The organism is Paenibacillus sp. IHB B 3415 (assembly GCF_000802655.2).
GTDB classification, from domain to species: Bacteria; Bacillota; Bacilli; order Paenibacillales; family Paenibacillaceae; genus Paenibacillus_AQ; species Paenibacillus_AQ phytohabitans.
This window is the reverse complement of record NZ_JUEI01000010.1, coordinates 76312-93360: the sequence shown is the minus strand read 5'-3', so window position 1 is coordinate 93360 and position 17049 is coordinate 76312. Positions and strand designations below refer to the sequence as shown.

The 17049-nt window shown below is 49.6% G+C and carries 16 protein-coding genes; 15 read left to right on the top strand and 1 reads right to left on the bottom strand.

What is annotated here, in order from left to right:
* Positions 1–50: 50 nt before the first annotated feature.
* Positions 51–2027, bottom strand: a complete 1977-nt coding sequence (locus QW71_RS06050; RefSeq protein ID WP_039294795.1) for an AraC family transcriptional regulator — start codon at positions 2025–2027, stop codon at positions 51–53.
* A gap of 173 nt (positions 2028–2200) precedes the next feature.
* Between QW71_RS06050 and sleB the strand changes: the two genes are divergently transcribed.
* The 15 genes from sleB to QW71_RS05980 all read left to right on the top strand — a co-directional run bounded on the left by sleB (position 2201) and on the right by QW71_RS05980 (position 17045).
* On the top strand, positions 2201–3067 hold the full coding sequence (sleB, locus tag QW71_RS06045) for a spore cortex-lytic enzyme (protein WP_039294792.1): 867 nt from the start codon (positions 2201–2203) through the stop codon (positions 3065–3067).
* A 185-nt stretch (positions 3068–3252) separates the two neighbouring features.
* Complete coding sequence (gene yfmF, locus QW71_RS06040; RefSeq protein ID WP_039294789.1) at positions 3253–4533, top strand: EF-P 5-aminopentanol modification-associated protein YfmF; 1281 nt, start codon at positions 3253–3255, stop codon at positions 4531–4533.
* Between the two features lie 2 nt (positions 4534–4535).
* Positions 4536–5816: an EF-P 5-aminopentanol modification-associated protein YfmH gene (gene yfmH / locus QW71_RS06035; RefSeq protein WP_039294788.1), complete on the top strand. Its 1281-nt coding sequence runs from the start codon at positions 4536–4538 to the stop codon at positions 5814–5816.
* Complete coding sequence (ymfI, locus tag QW71_RS06030) at positions 5816–6583, top strand: elongation factor P 5-aminopentanone reductase (RefSeq protein WP_039294785.1); 768 nt, start codon at positions 5816–5818, stop codon at positions 6581–6583. The genes yfmH and ymfI overlap by 1 nt, the downstream gene beginning before the upstream one ends.
* A 115-nt stretch (positions 6584–6698) precedes the next feature.
* Complete coding sequence (locus QW71_RS06025; RefSeq protein ID WP_036692667.1) at positions 6699–6959, top strand: DUF3243 domain-containing protein; 261 nt, start codon at positions 6699–6701, stop codon at positions 6957–6959.
* A gap of 147 nt (positions 6960–7106) precedes the next feature.
* Positions 7107–7874, top strand: a complete 768-nt coding sequence (locus QW71_RS06020; RefSeq protein WP_039294778.1) for a DUF3388 domain-containing protein — start codon at positions 7107–7109, stop codon at positions 7872–7874.
* Between the two features lie 29 nt (positions 7875–7903).
* Entirely contained in the window at positions 7904–8863 is a 960-nt protein-coding gene (locus QW71_RS06015; RefSeq protein WP_039294776.1) for a RodZ domain-containing protein, read from the top strand.
* A gap of 83 nt (positions 8864–8946) precedes the next feature.
* Positions 8947–9108 carry a hypothetical protein gene (locus QW71_RS40885; protein ID WP_167347618.1) on the top strand — a complete coding sequence of 54 codons (162 nt, stop codon included), beginning with the start codon at positions 8947–8949 and terminating at the stop codon, positions 9106–9108.
* 233 nt (positions 9109–9341) lie between these two features.
* A complete protein-coding gene (locus QW71_RS06010) occupies positions 9342–9833 on the top strand; it encodes a YajQ family cyclic di-GMP-binding protein (RefSeq protein ID WP_039294773.1) in 492 nt (163 codons plus the stop codon).
* Positions 9834–9983: 150 nt separating this feature from the next.
* On the top strand, positions 9984–10571 hold the full coding sequence (gene pgsA, locus QW71_RS06005; protein ID WP_039294770.1) for a CDP-diacylglycerol--glycerol-3-phosphate 3-phosphatidyltransferase: 588 nt from the start codon (positions 9984–9986) through the stop codon (positions 10569–10571).
* Between the two features lie 59 nt (positions 10572–10630).
* On the top strand, positions 10631–11920 hold the full coding sequence (locus QW71_RS06000) for a competence/damage-inducible protein A (protein WP_039294769.1): 1290 nt from the start codon (positions 10631–10633) through the stop codon (positions 11918–11920).
* A 284-nt stretch (positions 11921–12204) separates the two neighbouring features.
* A complete protein-coding gene (recA, locus tag QW71_RS05995; protein WP_039294766.1) occupies positions 12205–13269 on the top strand; it encodes a recombinase RecA in 1065 nt (354 codons plus the stop codon).
* A 135-nt stretch (positions 13270–13404) separates the two neighbouring features.
* Complete coding sequence (locus tag QW71_RS05990; RefSeq protein WP_039294765.1) at positions 13405–14139, top strand: regulatory protein RecX; 735 nt, start codon at positions 13405–13407, stop codon at positions 14137–14139.
* Positions 14140–14447: 308 nt separating this feature from the next.
* Positions 14448–15989: a ribonuclease Y gene (rny, locus tag QW71_RS05985; RefSeq protein ID WP_039294762.1), complete on the top strand. Its 1542-nt coding sequence runs from the start codon at positions 14448–14450 to the stop codon at positions 15987–15989.
* A gap of 261 nt (positions 15990–16250) precedes the next feature.
* Positions 16251–17045, top strand: coding sequence for a TIGR00282 family metallophosphoesterase (locus tag QW71_RS05980; protein ID WP_039294761.1), 795 nt, complete (start codon positions 16251–16253; stop codon positions 17043–17045).
* Positions 17046–17049 lie beyond the last annotated feature (4 nt).

The following is a 17049-nucleotide window of genomic DNA, read 5'->3' as shown; positions in this document are numbered from 1 at the left end:
TAGATACGGGTCATCTTTTTTAAGTTAGGCAATTTGTGGTCAATCTAAAATTATTTCACCCGGGGCGCTGCAAGCAGGTTGTCCACAATGAAATCAAGCTGTGCGTTCAGCGAATAGATATCGCTGTAATAGGATAATCCGAAGTCAATCTCCATCAGGCGGCCTTCTTTGACTGCCGGAATGCTGTTCCAGAGCGGGTCGGCAGTTAGATCAGCCATCCCATCGTAGGAAGAACGGAAGATATAATCTCCGCTGTAATCGGCCAGAACTTCAAAGGAGACGGAATCACCGCCCATATCGCTCTTGGAATCAATTTTTTGCTGGAGAATCTCAGGCGCCTTCATTCCGAGATATTCATAAATGACCTGTGAACCCCGGCCGTACTGTTTGCTCATGACCACTACCATGCTGCGGTCTGCGCCGCCTTCCATGATGGAGACCGTTGAACCGAGAATTCCCGCTTCCTGCAGCTTTTGCTTACTGTCCTCCACTTTGGCATTGAAGCTGTTCAAAAGGCCGGTAGCCTGTTCTTCCTTGCCGAAAATATGTCCAATGAACCTTACCCGCTCATCGGTCGTCATCTTCTCATAAGGGACCAGCACTGTCGGTGCGATGTCATGCAGTGCTGCATAGGTCTCCTCAGAAGGAACAATGATCAGATCGGGCTCCAGCGAGAGTACAGCCTCAGGACTAGCCTCGAACCAGGTGCCCAGCTTCTGTACATCCTTCAATTCATTCTCAAAGGCAGCGCCTTCGGACACATCAGATACGCCTATGGGCTTGATACCCAGTGCGAGAACATCGCCGAGCAGATACAGGACTACGACGCGCTGAGGATCAGCCGGAACCTCTATGTCTCCTTTGACTGTGGAGATGGTCCGGGTCTGAGCCTCGGCTGCAGTGTTATCAGGGGATGTTGTAGCGGCCGCAGTCGCAGCAGGCGAGGCGGCTCCCGAGTTGCTGGCATTGCCCGTTGTAGTGGTATTGGCACCTCCTGCGGAACATGCGCTTAACACTATGGTGAAGCATAACAACAAGGTGAGCATTAGTGATGGTTTAGCCGTTCTGAACATGGGTGACGCTCCTTTTGGGTTATATTGATAATGATTATCATCATCAATATATCGGAGAGTGTCTTCACAGGCAATGTCATAAGCAGACACAACGGATGGCATTTCCGGCCAGTTTGACACGGTTAGCAGGGAATTTTTGTACCTTACCGGCGAGGTGCCGAAATGCTTTTTGAACATTTTGCCGAAATGATATGCATCCGGGTAGCCGACGGCAAGCGCAATATCATGCAGCGTGGACTCTGTATTCAGCAGCAGCTCTCGGGCTTTATCCATACGGATCTGAATCATATACTGGGCAGGGCTGGTCTGAAGCCTCATCCGGAAAAGCCTCGACAAGGTTCTCGGGCTCATTCCGAGTGTGCCGGCGAGTGCATCCAGCGTGAATGGTTTGCTGTAACTATCGTGCATGTAGCGTACTGCATGGTCCAGCGAATCCGCTTTGAGGGGCTGGATATCCTGCGCTTGGAGCTGCCGGAGCAGTTCATGGACCCATTGATAGAACAAGGCTTTGGCATGCAGATGCTCGAGTACGCCGCCTTGCTGCCATTCGCCATACATCTGGATCAGGATCTCGTACAGCGGAAGCGGATTGTCCGGAGTGAAATTGTAAATTTTGCTAAAGGGCCGGCTGCGCTCCATAAGTGCTGTGAGATTCCGCCGTCCGGGGAGGGTAAGTGTGGATCTGTACAAAATTAAGTAATAATCCAGGATTTCCTGTGTCTTGAGGATTTTGATCATCATGCCTTTGCCGCCATGAATGACACTGGCGCCGCTGATTTCAAATGACATCTCATCTATAAGCACAGTTGCACTGCCGCGTACGACATACATATATGTACTGGCTGGAAGGCGGTACAGCAGCGGAGGTTCTCCCGAAGTGAAAGAGGCCTTGCGGATATCAATAACTTCTATTAAAGCGTGGTTCCACAGTACGATATGGTCCTTCAGATTCATGATTCTTCTCAACTCCTGTTGGTTCATAACCCAAGTATAGTTGATAATTGTTCTCAGTTGCAACGGATTTGCACTTGCCAGTCTTACGGTAATGCATAGGATGTCTTGTCAGTCGTCATAATAACTTTAGCCATTCATGCAGAACTTACAAGAGAAAGGTAGAGCGAACCCCAATGACAAAACATAAGCAGTGGATCTTTGCCGTACTAACCCTTGGCTTGGCCGCCGCACCGTTTGCCGGAGTATTCTTTGAAGATCGCGGCGTGACTTACGCCCAATCGTATGCCGCAGCGCCAGTTATAACGGAAACTCCTGACGAAGGGGAAGAAGCCTTGCCCGCTTTTGGCACAACGCCGCTGAAGCTTGGATCTTCCGGGCAGGATGTGTATGAGCTCCAGGGGAGACTTAAGCATCTGGGCTATTATGCCGGTGCTATTGACAGCCAGTTCGGGGCCAAAACCAAAAATGCCGTCACCTGGTTCCAGTGGAAATTCGGCTTGAAGTCCGACGGAGTCGTTGGTGCCAAAACAAAGCTCAAACTGTACAATGCAACAACAGCCTGGAAACCTACGGCCCCCAAGACATCGACCGCCAAAAAGGTTACATCATCCGGCACAGCGGCAAAAAAGAATGATACAGCCAAAACGAATACAGCAGAGCTGTCTTCCGGCAATACGATGGGGCTGTCCGAAAATGATTTGAAAATCATGGCTAATGCCGTTTACGGTGAATCACGCGGGGAACCGTTTGAAGGACAGGTAGCAGTAGCGGCGGTCATTCTCAACCGGGTGAAATCGCCGAGCTTTCCCAATACGCCTTCGGGGGTGATTTTTCAACCGGGGGCCTTCACGGCTGTAGCAGACGGACAAATTTATCTGGAGCCTAATGAACAGGCGCGCAAGGCAGTGCAGCAGGCACTTAACGGCTGGGATCCTTCCGGCGGCTGCCTCTATTATTTCAATCCCAAGACAGCCACCTCCAAATGGATCTGGAGCCGTCCGCAGGTGAAGACGATCGGTGAGCATATTTTCTGTATGTAGCTGTAGGAATGTTTTTTGCACAGCAAGGCATTAATGGCAGCATGACAGCGTCCGTATAAATCTTTTCTGAGAGCAACCGGTATGCTGTCTTCCGGTTGCTTCCTTACTTTGGAATGGTTTAGAATGGATAATACTTCATAAACTTGTTGTATAGCATCTACCCACGCCGCAAAGGAGTTTTGGAATTGACAAATAATGGATTTCAACATGGCAGCGCCGCAGGCATGCGCATACACGTTCTGCCTACCAAGGCGTTCAAGACGTTCGCCATCTCACTTTATGCCGGCGTTCCGCTTGACGAAAATACCGTCACCTCTACAGCGCTGGTTCCTTTTGTGCTCCGCCGGGGGACAGCCTCCTACCCTGAAACCACACAGTTCCGCGAACGCCTTGAGGAGCTTTATGGTGCCGGTTTCGGCTTCGATATTTATAAACGCGGCGATTATCAGATCGTGCAGTTCCGGATGGACACGATCAATGACTCCTTTGTACAGAGCAAGGAGAGCCTGCTTGGAGAATCCTTCGCTTTTCTGGGAGAAGTATTGACCCGGCCATTGCTAGAGGATGGAAGCTTCCGCGCTTCCTATGTGGCGACAGAACGCGAGACCGTCCGCAAGAAGCTGGAAGCGATTGTGAACGATAAAATCCGTTACGCGGCAGAACGCTGCATTGAGGAAATGTGCCGCCTTGAACCATACCGTCTGCATCCGCTCGGACAAAGAGCCGATCTGGATGCCATCACCCCTGAATCGCTGTACCAGTCCTATAATTCCTGGCTGAATGGAGCGACCCTTGATCTGTACGTGGTGGGGGATACTACACCGGAGGAAGTGGAGAAGCTGGTCATTGCCAATTTCGGCCGTGCCCATCATTCCGAATCTGCGCCGTACACCTCAGACTTCACCCCGGTAACGGTTACGGAAGTGCGGACGGTGGAGGAGAAGCTGGATGTCAATCAAGGCAAGCTGAATATGGGTCTGCGTACCTCAATCACATACAAGGATGACAGATACGCTTCTGCGCTCATGTACAACGGCATTCTCGGCGGATATCCGCATTCGAAGCTGTTCGTCAACGTGCGCGAGAAAGAGAGCCTGGCCTATTATGCTTCCTCCCGCTATGACGGGCATAAGGGCATCGGGACGATTCAATCGGGAATCGAGACCCAGAATTACGGCAAGGCCGTTGATATTATCCGCAAGCAGCTGGATGAGCTGAAGGCCGGGAATATCAGTGATCTGGAGCTGAGCCAGACCAAAGCGATGATCCGCAACCTTTTGTCCGAAATTCAGGACTCCGCATTTGAGATGATCTCGTTTGATTTCAACCGCCAGTTATCCGGCAAAGACCGTTCTGCACAGGAACTGATGGACCAGGTTGACCACATCGGGGCGGAAGAAGTGAAGGCAGCGGCTGACACCTTCCAGCTTGATACGATTTATTTCCTGACAGGGAAGGAGGAATAGCGGTGGAAAAGCTCCATTACGAAAGACTTCAAGAAACACTCTATCATGAGGTTATGGATAACGGTCTGCAGGTGTATGTGCTGCCGAAGCCGTCTTTTCTCAAAACCTACGCTACATTTGCGACCAAATATGGTTCTGTAGACAATCACTTTAAGGTAGCTGGCGGGGAAGAAACCACAGTGCCTGACGGTATCGCCCACTTCCTGGAGCACAAAATGTTCGAAGAGCCGGAAGGCGATATCTTTGCCACCTTTGCTTCCAACGGCGCATCTGCGAATGCATTCACCAGCTTTGACCAGACGGTATACCTTTTCTCGGCGACGGAGAACATTGAGCAGAATCTCAGTACCCTCGTTGATTTTGTGCAGCGTCCTTATTTCACCGATGAGAATGTGGAGAAGGAAAAAGGGATCATCGGCCAGGAGATTAACATGTACGCGGATAATCCGGACTGGCGTGTGTATTTCGGGCTGATCGAAGCGATGTATGCCAAACATCCGGTTCATATTGACATTGCCGGAACCATCGAGTCGATCGCCACCATCACCAAAGAAACGCTGTATACCTGTTACAACTCCTTTTACCATCCCAGCAATATGCTGCTGTTCATCGTCGGCGGTGTCGATCCTGAGAAGGTATTTGAACTGATCCGCAACAATCAAAAGGGTAAAAATTATGAGAAGCAGGGTGAAATCACCCGTATCTTCGAGCAGGAGCCGTATGAGGTGGCATCGAAGCATGTGGAGAGCCGGCTCGCAGTCTCCATTCCCAAAATGATGTTCGGGTTCAAGGAAAAGGTGGATGGCCTCACAGGTGAGGCGGCAGTTCGCCGTGATCTGACCACCAGACTGATGCTGGATCTGCTGCTCGGCAGCAGTACGGCGCTGTATCAGAAGCTCTATGATGAGGAGCTGATCTCGGACAGCTTCGGCCACGAATTCAACAGCTCCCCGCAGTATGCGTTCTCGGCAATCGGCGGCGATACCAAAGATCCGGGCCTGCTGCTTGATCGGATCAAAGAAGAGGTTGGTCATATCCAGGAGACGGGCTTCGCGGAGAAGGATTTCGAGCGTGCCCGCAAAAAGAAAATCGGCGGCTATCTGCGTATGCTGAATTCGCCGGAGAGCATTGCCCATGAGTTCACCCGTTACCAGTTCCGCGGCGGAGATCTGTTCGAAGTGCTTCCCCTCTATGAATCGATCACGCTGGAGGAAGTGAATGACCGGCTGCGTAATCATGTGGACTGGGAGCAGCTGGCCGTATCGCTTGTGGTGAGTCCTTAATGGCATTACCGGGAGAGGACAGCAAAGCGATTGGAGAAATGACAGTGCTTATTACCGGAGGCAGCGGGGGAATCGGCGGAGCCATCGCCGAGCGATTTGCTTCGGTAGGCATGAACATTGTGATTCATTATATGAATTCGCATGAAGCGGCGAATGATGTTGCCCGGCGGTGCATGGCGCTGGGGGCAAAGGTGATGACTGTGGCTGCAGACATGAAGGACCGCAGCCAGCTTGTGCGTATGGCCGAGCGGCTTGAGGCCAGCGGCATGATGCCGGATATCCTGGTCAACAATGCCGGGAAGGCGCATTATGGCATGCTGGCCGATGTAACGGAGGAAGAGTGGGACGATATTATGGCGGTGAATCTGAAGGGCACCTTTATGTGCAGCCAGATTTTTATGCCTTATATGGTCTCCCAGCGTTACGGGCGGATTATTAATGTTTCTTCCGTATGGGGGATTTCGGGCGCATCCTGTGAAGTGGCGTATTCGGCCAGCAAGGGTGGAGTGAACGCTTTCACCAAGGCGCTGGCGAAGGAGCTGGCACCTTCCAAGGTCACAGTGAATGCTGTTGCACCGGGAGCGGTCCACACGGCCATGCTGGCCAATCTGCAGGCGGATGAGGTGAAGATGCTGGAGGATGAGATTCCTGCGGGGAGGCTTGCTTCTCCTGAAGATATTTCATCGCTGGTTTATTTTCTGGCGCTGCCTGAATCGGGGTATATTACCGGCCAAATCATCAGTCCGAACGGCGGCTGGATTACTTAAGGCCAGGCAGCATGAGTTCTGGAGAAATGCTCCAGCATAAGAAGTTCCGGCTTGAGACATATTATAACTGTTGCTTTTAAATCTCAATATCATTACAACTTGAGGAGGATTTAAGATGTCAACAGATTCCGTAGTGAAGAACTTTGATACCTGGAAAAGCTTTTTGGGAGACCGGGTCATTCAGGCCGAAAAAATGGGGATGAGCGACGAGACCATCACCAAGCTGGCTTTTGAAATCGGGGAGTTCCTCGATAAGAAGGTCGATCCGGGCAACTATTCCAACCGGGCTATCAAAGAGCTCTGGGATGTCGGAACGGATGATGAGAAGCATACCATTGCTGGACTCATGGTCAAACTGGCAAAGAAAAACGCATAAGCATGCGGAAGAAGCTCCCCTTGCGGGAGCTTTTCTGCAATTATTACAACAGTGTCCTTGCCTTTCAAAATTTTTTTATATATCATTAACATGACCCGTGTAGCGGAAGCGACATGCAGGGAAAAGGAATCTATGAGGTGCGCAAAAGTGGAATATAAACAATGGTATATGGAGTACAAGATACATAAGAACAGACCCGGTCTCCTTGGAGATATCGCTTCAATGCTGGGAATGCTGGAAGTCAATATCCTGACGATTAACGGTGTTGAAGGCAAAACCCGCGGGATGCTGCTGGAAACAAGTGACGATGAGAAGATCATGCTGATGGGCGAGATGCTCAAAAAAGTTGATAATATAACGGTTACGGCACTGCGTTCTCCGCGCCTTGTGGATAAGCTTGCCGTCCGTCATGGACGATATATTGACCGCGATTCGGATGACCGCAAGACCTTCCGCTTCACCCGCGATGAGCTCGGACTGCTGGTGGATTTCCTCGGTGAATTGTTTAAGCGGGAAGGGAATCAGGTTATAGGTCTACGAGGCATGCCGCGTGTAGGGAAGACGGAATCTATTATTGCCGGGAGTGTATGTGCCATGAAGCGCTGGACCTTTGTCTCGTCCACGCTGCTGCGGCAGACGGTACGGAGCCAATTGGCGGATGATGAGCTGAACCCCAATAATGTGTTCATCATTGACGGAATTGTCAGCACCATACGTTCGAATGAGAAGCATTACAACCTGCTGCAGAATGTTATGAGTATGCCGAGCACCAAGGTGATTGAGCATCCGGATATTTTTGTGCGGGAATCCGAATACACCTTTGATGATTTCGATATCATTATCGAGCTGCGCAATATGCCGAACGAAGAGATATTGTACGAGTCGTTTACGACAAGCTACAGTGATGATCTTTAATATATACTATATTTTTAGGGGGTGATGGTATGTCGGAACTGGGCCGGCATTTGAAGGAGGCGCGTCTGCAAAAAGGGATGAGTCTTGATGATGTCCAGGAAGTAACAAAGATCCGCAAAAAATATTTGGAAGCCATCGAAGCAGGTGACTATAAAGTGCTTCCGGGAAGTTTCTATGTCCGGGCCTTTATCAAAACCTATGCTGAAGCGGTCGGGGTAAACCCGGATGAACTGATGGAGGAGCACGGCAATGTGCCTGCGGCTCCGGTCGATACCACCATGGAGACAGTGATCCAGAAGCGGAGCCGCAAGCCTGAAACGGAACGGAATGCCAAGTGGCTGCCTACCTTGCTGATGTGGACCTTCCCTGTCTTAATCCTAGTGGTCATTTATCTGTATGCATCTTCAACGATGAATAAAGAAGATGCAGACAAAACGGATTCGGGGAATTTGACTGCCGCTACGCAAGATCCGGCGAAGGTTCAGGCTTCGGCCACAGCGGCCGGCGGCGGTGCAGCAGCTACAGCTACTACGGATACTGGAGCAACTGCGACTGTTGCACCTACTGCAACTCCGGTGCCTTCCCCGACTCCGTCCACGCAGTCCATAACGGTTACAGAAGACCGCAAGTCGGGCAAAACGACAATCTATAAGGTTACGGCACCGGCGGGGAGCTCGGTTCAGGTAGAGATTGCCGCAACGGGAGTCAGCTGGCTTGAAGTCTACCAGGGCGAGAACTCCAAGGGGGAGAAGCTAAGCTTCGGGAACACTAAGGCTGGCGATAATATGAGCTTTACGCTCGGAAGTGCAGGAATGTACATCAAATCCGGATATTCCCCGGCTACTACAATTTCAGTGAACGGACAAGTTATTACCGATGGCAAAACATCGTCCCGGCTGCTCCTGGAGCTGGATGACGGAACTTCTGCCTCCGGCACTGATGGTGCAGCCAATGCGGCTGCTGACGGTGAGAGTACCACTACCGAATAGCTAATCCAATGTATAGGTTTCGGCGGATTGGAGAACCTAGGAATGATTTACAGTTCTTACTCCAAAGTGAGGTGTATTCTCTCATGACCGTCAGCTGGATCGTAACAGGACTTGGCATTATTGTCAGTCTCCTCGGATATTATCTGACACCGAGTGCCTGGGGCTATGGTATTCTGGGCTTCGGACTGGCACATATTGTGCTCGGGATTCTGGATATGTTCCGGGCTCCTGCACGCAGCAGATAATGCCTGGATTGAGCGTCTCCCGGAGTTTGCTTCGGGAGACGTGTTTTTTATAATGTAATCCGTAATACATAGTTATACGCTTTATCTCTTATACGTTCTATCTCTGGAAGCCAGAGCCCCACTTTGTGGGGTTATTTTGTAATGCCGGCAGTGCTTTCTCTCGAGTATTAGACTTAAGAGTCCCTTTCTCATATAATAGGAACAGACTAAATGTAAGCAAAGGACGTGGAATCATGAGTTCGGAAAGTTCATTCGACATTGTATCCAAAATGGATATGCAGGAATTGACCAATGCGGTTCACCAGACGGAGAAGGAGATTGAGAACCGCTTCGATTTCAAGAACAGCAAAAGCAGTCTGAAGCTGGAAAAAGATGCGCTGATCATCGCTTCAGAGGATGAATACAAGCTTAATGCGGTTATTGATATCCTGCAGTCGAAAATGGTTAAGCGCGGAATTACACTGAAAAATATGGATTTCGGCAAAGTAGAACCCGCCTCTCTGGGCACTGTACGCCAGCGTCTGGGCCTGAAGCAGGGAATTGATCAGGAGAACGCGAAGAAGATTAACATCTTGATCCGTGACTCCAAACTGAAGGTGAAGAGCACCATTCAGGGGGATCAGATCCGTGTTACCGGCAAAAGCCGTGATGATCTCCAGCAAATTATCCAGCTCCTGCGCAAAGCTGATTTGCCGCTCGATCTGCAGTTTAACAATTTAAAGTAAGCTTACGTACCCCGCAGTGTATACGCACCTTACTTTGCGGGGTATTTTATGTTTTTTTGACACTTATTTATGGCTATAATATACTAGCTAAAGCAGTTTTGAAGAAAATTGTGGAATATCGGATTCGTATGGATCAGGGGAGGAACTTCAGTGAATTTGCCCAACCGCATCACGCTAGCACGTATTTGTCTTATCCCGATTATGATGTTTTTTCTGCTGGTGGATTTCAGTTTCTATCCGGAACCGATACATTGGGGCTCATTTCAGCTTTCAATTAATCATTTGATTGCAGCTGTTATTTTCCTGCTTGCCGCCAGTACAGATGGAATAGACGGGTACATAGCCAGAAAGTATAACATGGTCACCAATCTCGGCAAACTGCTGGACCCGCTTGCAGACAAGCTGCTGGTTTCTGCAGTTTTGATCTCGCTGGTTGAGCTGGGAAGATGCGATTCCTGGATTGCCATTGTCATCATCAGCCGTGAATTTGCCGTGACCGGCCTGCGTCAGGTGGCACTGCTTGAAGGCAAAGTAGTGGCCGCGAGCAAATGGGGCAAGATAAAGACAGTCACTCAGATTGTCGCGATTTCGCTGCTTCTGCTTAACAATTTCCCGTTCCAGTTCGTCAGCATCCCGGTGGATGATATTGCGATTTGGGCTGCAGCGATTATCACCATCTATTCGGGTATTGATTATTTTGTGAAGAACAAGGACTTGCTGCAGCTTCATAATGCCTGAAGTTTGCCAAGCTGCTTGATTTTTGCATGATTTCTACAATCAGGAGGAGAACGCCAGCTATGAAAGCGGAAATTATTGCCGTTGGAACAGAACTTTTGCTTGGACAGATAGTAAACAGCAATGCCCAGTTTCTTTCAATAGAGCTGGCTGCGTTAGGGATTGATGTATATTTTCAGACCGTAGTCGGAGACAACAAGAACCGTCTTATGGAAGCAATTGAGATTGCACGGAACCGTGCGGATATTATATTGTTCACCGGCGGAATCGGACCGACAGAAGATGATCTGACCAAAGATGCACTTGCTGCGGCGCTTGGCCGTACCCTTCATATCGACCAGCTTGCTATGGATCATGTGCAGCGCTTCTTCGATGACCGCAAGATTGTCATGACCGAGAATAACCGCAAGCAGGCGCTGGTGATTGAAGGAACGACACCGTTGTCTAATGAAATCGGCCTTGCGGTAGGTATTGCTTTTGCAGAAGATAACAAGTATTACATCGTGCTGCCGGGTCCTCCCCGGGAGATGAAGCCGATGTTCACAGATAAAGCCAAGCCTTGGCTGCAGCAGCATGCACTGACCAGCGAAATGCCGATCTACTCCAAGATGCTTAAGTTTGCAGGCATTGGCGAATCGCTGCTGGAGGACAAGCTGATCGACCTGATCCGCGGCCAGAGCGATCCTACGATTGCTCCTTACGCCAAGGAAGGCGAAGTGACAGTGCGTATTTCCACCAAAGCCCCGTCCGAGCGTGAGGCTATGGTTAAGCTTGATGTGCTGGAGAAGAAGATTGCCGATATTCTGCCGGAGAATCTGTATGCCAATATTGATGTGCCGCTGGAACAGCTGATTGTCGACTGGATGGCGGATGCAGGCCTGACGCTTAGTGCTGCTGAGAGCTGCACGGGCGGACTGCTGATGGAGAGTATCACGAACATCCCGGGCAGTGCATCCATGTTCGCCGGGGGAATCGTCTGTTATTCGAACGATTTGAAGAAGAAGCTGCTGAATGTGCCTGCAGCTATGCTGGAGGGTCCTGACGCACCCGGTGCGGTCAGCCGTGAGGTAGCCGAAGTGCTGGCAGAGCAGGTGCGGATGATCGGGGATAGTGACTTTGGCTTGTCTGTTACCGGTGTAGCCGGGCCGGGCTATTCCGAACGGAAGCCTGTGGGGCTTGTGTTCGTCGGACTGGCTGAACGCGGCCGGAAGACGGAGGTATACGAGCTGAATCTCAAGGGAACCCGCGAGAACATCCGCTTACGTACAGTCAAGGCTTTGCTATACCGCCTCTGGCGCCGGCTGGAGGAACGCAAAGTGGCAACCCCGCTTGAAGGATCGGCCTTGCAATAATCAACCGGGCCGGTATATAATTTGTTCATACGGAAGAACCGTGGCATAGAAATCTCTGCTGCGGTTCTTTGTTTATATTCCCCGCTGGCGTGACCTCTATGATCCACCGCGTGAGACCTTTTGAGGATTAAGCCCTGTGTGTCTATCATCCGGAAGGAGGCTTACAATAAAAGGGAGTATTAACCCGGGAGACAAAAAAAACGAATGTATGTTCGAAAAAAAGCTTGGCAAGACCTCCAAAACACGTTATTATAATACTATAAACAGTGAAGGAAGTGGTCTGATTGTCAGATCGTCGTGCAGCGCTTGATATGGCGCTTCGTCAAATAGAAAAACAATTCGGTAAAGGTTCGATCATGAAACTGGGAGAATCCACTCACATGAAAGTGGAAGTTGTACCTAGCGGATCTTTGGCACTTGATATTGCACTAGGTATTGGCGGACTTCCCAAAGGACGCATTATTGAAGTATACGGACCGGAATCATCCGGTAAGACGACCGTTGCACTTCATGCTATCGCAGAAGTACAGAAGCTTGGCGGACAAGCTGCTTTCATCGATGCGGAGCATGCCCTTGACCCTAAGTATGCGAATGCGCTTGGCGTTAACATTGATGAATTGCTGCTATCCCAGCCGGATACGGGCGAACAGGCACTGGAAATTGCTGAAGCTCTCGTTCGCAGTGGAGCTGTAGACATCATCGTTATTGACTCTGTTGCAGCATTGGTACCGAAGGCCGAAATCGAAGGCGACATGGGAGATTCCCATGTAGGTTTGCAGGCCCGTCTGATGTCCCAGGCATTGCGCAAGCTGTCTGGTGCCATTAACAAATCCAACACGATTGCCATCTTCATTAACCAGCTTCGTGAGAAGATCGGAGTTATGTTCGGTAACCCTGAGACCACTCCGGGTGGACGCGCTTTGAAATTCTACTCCTCCGTTCGTCTCGATGTACGCCGGGTAGAGAGCATTAAGATGGGTAACGATGTTGTGGGGAACCGCACCAAGATCAAAGTCGTGAAGAACAAGGTAGCGCCTCCGTTTAAGCAAGCGGATGTGGATATCATGTACGGCGAAGGAATTTCCAGAGAGGGAAGCCTTGTGGATATCGGTACTGAGATGGATATCGTCAACAAGAGCGGCGCCTGGTATTCTTATGAGGGCGAGCGTCTTGGCCAAGGCCGTGAGAACTCCAAGCAGTTCCTGAAAGAACATCAGGATATTGCCCTGTTGATTGAGAATAAGATCCGCGAAGCAAGTAACTTATCTACTCTGGTAGCTGCACCAACAGAAGCTGATGTGGTTGCAGAGCAAGAGGAAGAAGAGAAATTGCTGCTTGAGATTGAATAATGTAAGCTGCAGGTCCTTAGCAATTTAATTATAATAATGAAGATAAGATATAAGGCGCCCTGTGATGAATGAGCAGGGCGCTTTTTCGTAAATTAATAGGGCATTATGTCTATGTTAACGAGGTGAGTGACAGTTATGGTGATACAATTGGATTCTGAGCCGGATGAACAGGATGTACAAATTCTGGCCGATTTTCCCGAAGATGAAGAACTCATAATCACGCGCGTAGAGCGGCTGAAGAAGTCGAATTACCGTTATTTAATTCATTTCGGTGCCTATAACGTGACTGTTCATGAAGATGTCATGATTAAATACCGGATGATTTCCGGAAGCTCGTTTGTGAAGGCGGATCTGGAGGAAATTGTTGCTGCCGATGAACGCCAGCGGGCGTATGTAGAAGGTCTGAAATACCTGGAACGCAAGCCCAGAACGGCACAGGAAATGGCCCGCCGTTTACGGGAGAAGGAAATAGGGGAGACTGTTATTGCCGAAGTTCTGCTGCGGCTGCAGGAGGAGCGGCTTCTGGATGACCCCCTGTATGCCAAGCAGTGGGCCGAACAGCGCATCACGAACCAGCGTAAGGGCAAAATGTGGATCCGCCAGGAGCTTCGCGAGAAGGGGATTGATAAATCGCTGATCTCTGAAGCACTGGATCAGATCACCCCTGAGCAGGAAATGGAGAGCGCACTGCAGACCGGGCGGAAGAAATGGAATTTACTCCGGGGAGATATAAATGAGAAGCGGCGCAAGACTGGAGCGTTTCTGATGCGCAGAGGATTCTCCGGTGAAATGGTACGACAGGTGATCCAGATTCTACGTGCGGAAGAGGATTCTGCGGGGGAAGAAGAGGAGATTTTCGATCTGGATTGATTCTCTTGACTTTAATGCGTTTATCGACTCTCTTGACAATGTCTTTTTATAAATAATAAAATATAACATGAATCGGCATAAACTAAGAATCCTTTTTCCTTCCCAAAAAGCAGACTCTTATGTTCCGGTTCGCGTACAACTCATATGAAATGTAATCGCCGGATAAGGCGGGCAGTGTGCATGTGCAGCATGTGCAGTATGGCAATCGGTGTATTACCGGTTTTTTGTATGGTGATGAACGGATAGTTTAACAACTGCACAAATACCCAAGGGTAAGCCTTGGAGGATATCAACGAGGAGGTGAACAGATGGAAACAGTGATCTGGGTCATTATCGTTCTCGTTGTAGCTGCAGCATTCTTTGGATTCGGTTATTTTATTCGTAAATCCCTTGCAGAAGCTAAGATTTCAAGCGCAGAGAAAGAAGCCGTAGTCATCGTGGAGAACGCGAAGAAAGAGGCGGAGGCGCTGAAGAAGGAAACGGTACTCGAGGCTAAGGACGAAGTTCATAGAATCCGTACCGAAGCTGAGAAAGAAACTCGTGAACGTCGGAATGAAATCCAACGGCAAGAGAGACGTTTGCTGCAAAAGGAAGAATCGCTGGATAAAAAAATGGAATCGCTTGAACGAAAAGAAGAACAAGTAGCTAACAAAGAGAAACGAATTGATGAAACCCAACAGCAGATTGATGTTATTTACAAGAATCAGGTTACTGAGCTGGAACGTATCTCCAATCTGAGCATCGATGATGCCAGAAGTATCATTCTCAGCAATGTAGAACAGGAAGTTCGCCATGAAACTGCTCAGATGATTAAGGAAATAGAACAGCAGGCCAAGGAAGAAGCGGACAAGAAAGCCCGCGAGATTATTACACTGGCTATTCAACGCTGTGCAGCTGATCATGTGGCAGAAACCACGGTTTCTGTTGTTACATTGCCGAATGAAGAGATGAAAGGCCGGATTATTGGCCGCGAAGGCCGTAACATCCGCGCCCTGGAAACTCTTACGGGGATTGATCTTATTATTGATGATACGCCGGAAGCGGTTATACTGTCAGGATTTGATCCGATCCGCCGTGAGGTGGCCCGTACGGCACTTGAGAAACTGGTGGCTGATGGACGTATCCATCCGGCACGGATTGAAGAAATGGTGGAGAAATCCCGTAAAGAAGTGGATGAGCGGATTCGTGAATACGGTGAACAAGCTACCTTCGAGGTTGGCGTTCATGGTCTGCATCCGGATCTGATCAAAATTCTGGGCCGTCTGAAATTCCGTACGAGCTACGGTCAAAACGTACTTAAGCACTCCATGGAGGTTGCTTATTTGACTGGACTTATGGCCGGTGAGCTTGGGGAAGACATCGTGCTTGCAAAACGTGCCGGACTGCTGCATGATATCGGCAAAGCGCTTGATCATGAAGTAGAAGGCTCGCATGTTGAAATCGGCGTCGAACTGGCGAAGAAGTACAAAGAACATCCGGTGGTTATCAACAGTATCGCGTCCCATCATGGAGATGTCGAAGCTACCTCGGTGATTGCTATGCTGGTCGGAGCTGCTGATGCATTGTCAGCTGCACGTCCCGGCGCACGCCGCGAAACCCTGGAAACGTACATCAAACGTCTGGAGAAGCTGGAGGAGATCTCCGAGTCCTTCGAAGGCGTTGAGAAATCCTATGCTATACAAGCAGGCCGCGAGGTCCGCGTAATGGTACAGCCTGAGAAGATTGATGATGCGGAAGCTTTCCGTCTGGCCCGTGACATTACGAAGATGATTGAGAGTGAGCTGGATTATCCGGGTCATATCAAGGTTACCGTTATTCGTGAGACACGTGCTGTAGAATACGCTAAATAAGCAAGGAAATCGGCCCCCCTGCGGGGCCTTTTTTCTTGCATACCGCTAGCGGCCGCATGAGCTGAACCATAGTTGGGCGGGTAAGCCCTGAGTTTGGAACCATGCAGATTCGGTGAAATTAAACTTATAAATAAGTTTTGTACGAAGAGTATTCCAAAAGCTGATGCTTACAAAACTTAAGAGTATGCTTTCGATGCGAGTTTTGTACGAAGTGAAAATCCAAGAAGCTGATGCTTACAAAACTTTTAGGAGGAGAAAATCATTAAAGTTTTATTTATAGGTGACATCGTTGGCAATACGGGCAGAAAGGCACTGCGTGAAATGCTGCCATCTTTGAAAAGTAAATATCAGCCGCATATTATTATTGCCAATGGTGAGAATGCAGCAGCCGGAAGAGGAATCACAGCGGCTATAGCCAATGAATTTTTCAACTGGGGTGTGCACGGGATTACGATGGGCAATCACACCTGGGACAACAAGGATATCTTTGAGTTCATTGATGACGAGCCGCGGATCATCCGTCCGGCTAATTTTCCGCCGGGGACTCCGGGCAGAGGGTACACAGTCGTTAAAGGCAACGGCAAACAGCTGGCGATTGTGAACTTGCAGGGCCGCACCTTTCTTCCGGCGATTGATGATCCTTTCCGCATTGGCGAGGAGATTGTGGAAGAGCTGCGCAGAGAGCATAAATGTATTCTGGTTGATTTCCATGCTGAAGCTACCTCCGAAAAAATTGCAATGGGCTATTTCATGGATGGCCTCGCCTCGATCGTTGTAGGTACGCACACTCATGTACAGAGCAATGACGATGTAATCCTGCCTGGAGGCACGGCTTATTTAACAGATGCGGGTATGGTTGGTTCAAGAGAAGGAATTCTGGGTATGGAAAAGGATGCGATCATCTATAAATTTACAACTCAGCTTCCCTCCCGGTTTGTAGTCGACGAAGGCAAATGGCAGCTGCACGGTTTATTTGCAGAACTTGATGAAGCTACGGGTAAGGCGACACGACTGGAGAAGATCCGGCTGCGTGAAGATGAATGGGTGATGAGCTAGAGGA

Bases quoted from the DNA above. Each gene is read 5' to 3' on its own strand.
- QW71_RS06050 (WP_039294795.1), bottom strand. From the start codon at position 2,027: ATGAATCTGAAGGACCATATCGTACTGTGGAACCACGCTTTAATAGAA.
- sleB (WP_039294792.1), top strand. From the start codon at position 2,201: ATGACAAAACATAAGCAGTGGATCTTTGCCGTACTAACCCTTGGCTTG.
- ymfI (WP_039294785.1), top strand. From the start codon at position 5,816: ATGGCATTACCGGGAGAGGACAGCAAAGCGATTGGAGAAATGACAGTG.
- QW71_RS06025 (WP_036692667.1), top strand. From the start codon at position 6,699: ATGTCAACAGATTCCGTAGTGAAGAACTTTGATACCTGGAAAAGCTTT.
- QW71_RS06015 (WP_039294776.1), top strand. From the start codon at position 7,904: ATGTCGGAACTGGGCCGGCATTTGAAGGAGGCGCGTCTGCAAAAAGGG.
- QW71_RS40885 (WP_167347618.1), top strand. From the start codon at position 8,947: ATGACCGTCAGCTGGATCGTAACAGGACTTGGCATTATTGTCAGTCTC.
- QW71_RS06010 (WP_039294773.1), top strand. From the start codon at position 9,342: ATGAGTTCGGAAAGTTCATTCGACATTGTATCCAAAATGGATATGCAG.
- QW71_RS06000 (WP_039294769.1), top strand. From the start codon at position 10,631: ATGAAAGCGGAAATTATTGCCGTTGGAACAGAACTTTTGCTTGGACAG.
- QW71_RS05990 (WP_039294765.1), top strand. From the start codon at position 13,405: ATGGTGATACAATTGGATTCTGAGCCGGATGAACAGGATGTACAAATT.
- rny (WP_039294762.1), top strand. From the start codon at position 14,448: ATGGAAACAGTGATCTGGGTCATTATCGTTCTCGTTGTAGCTGCAGCA.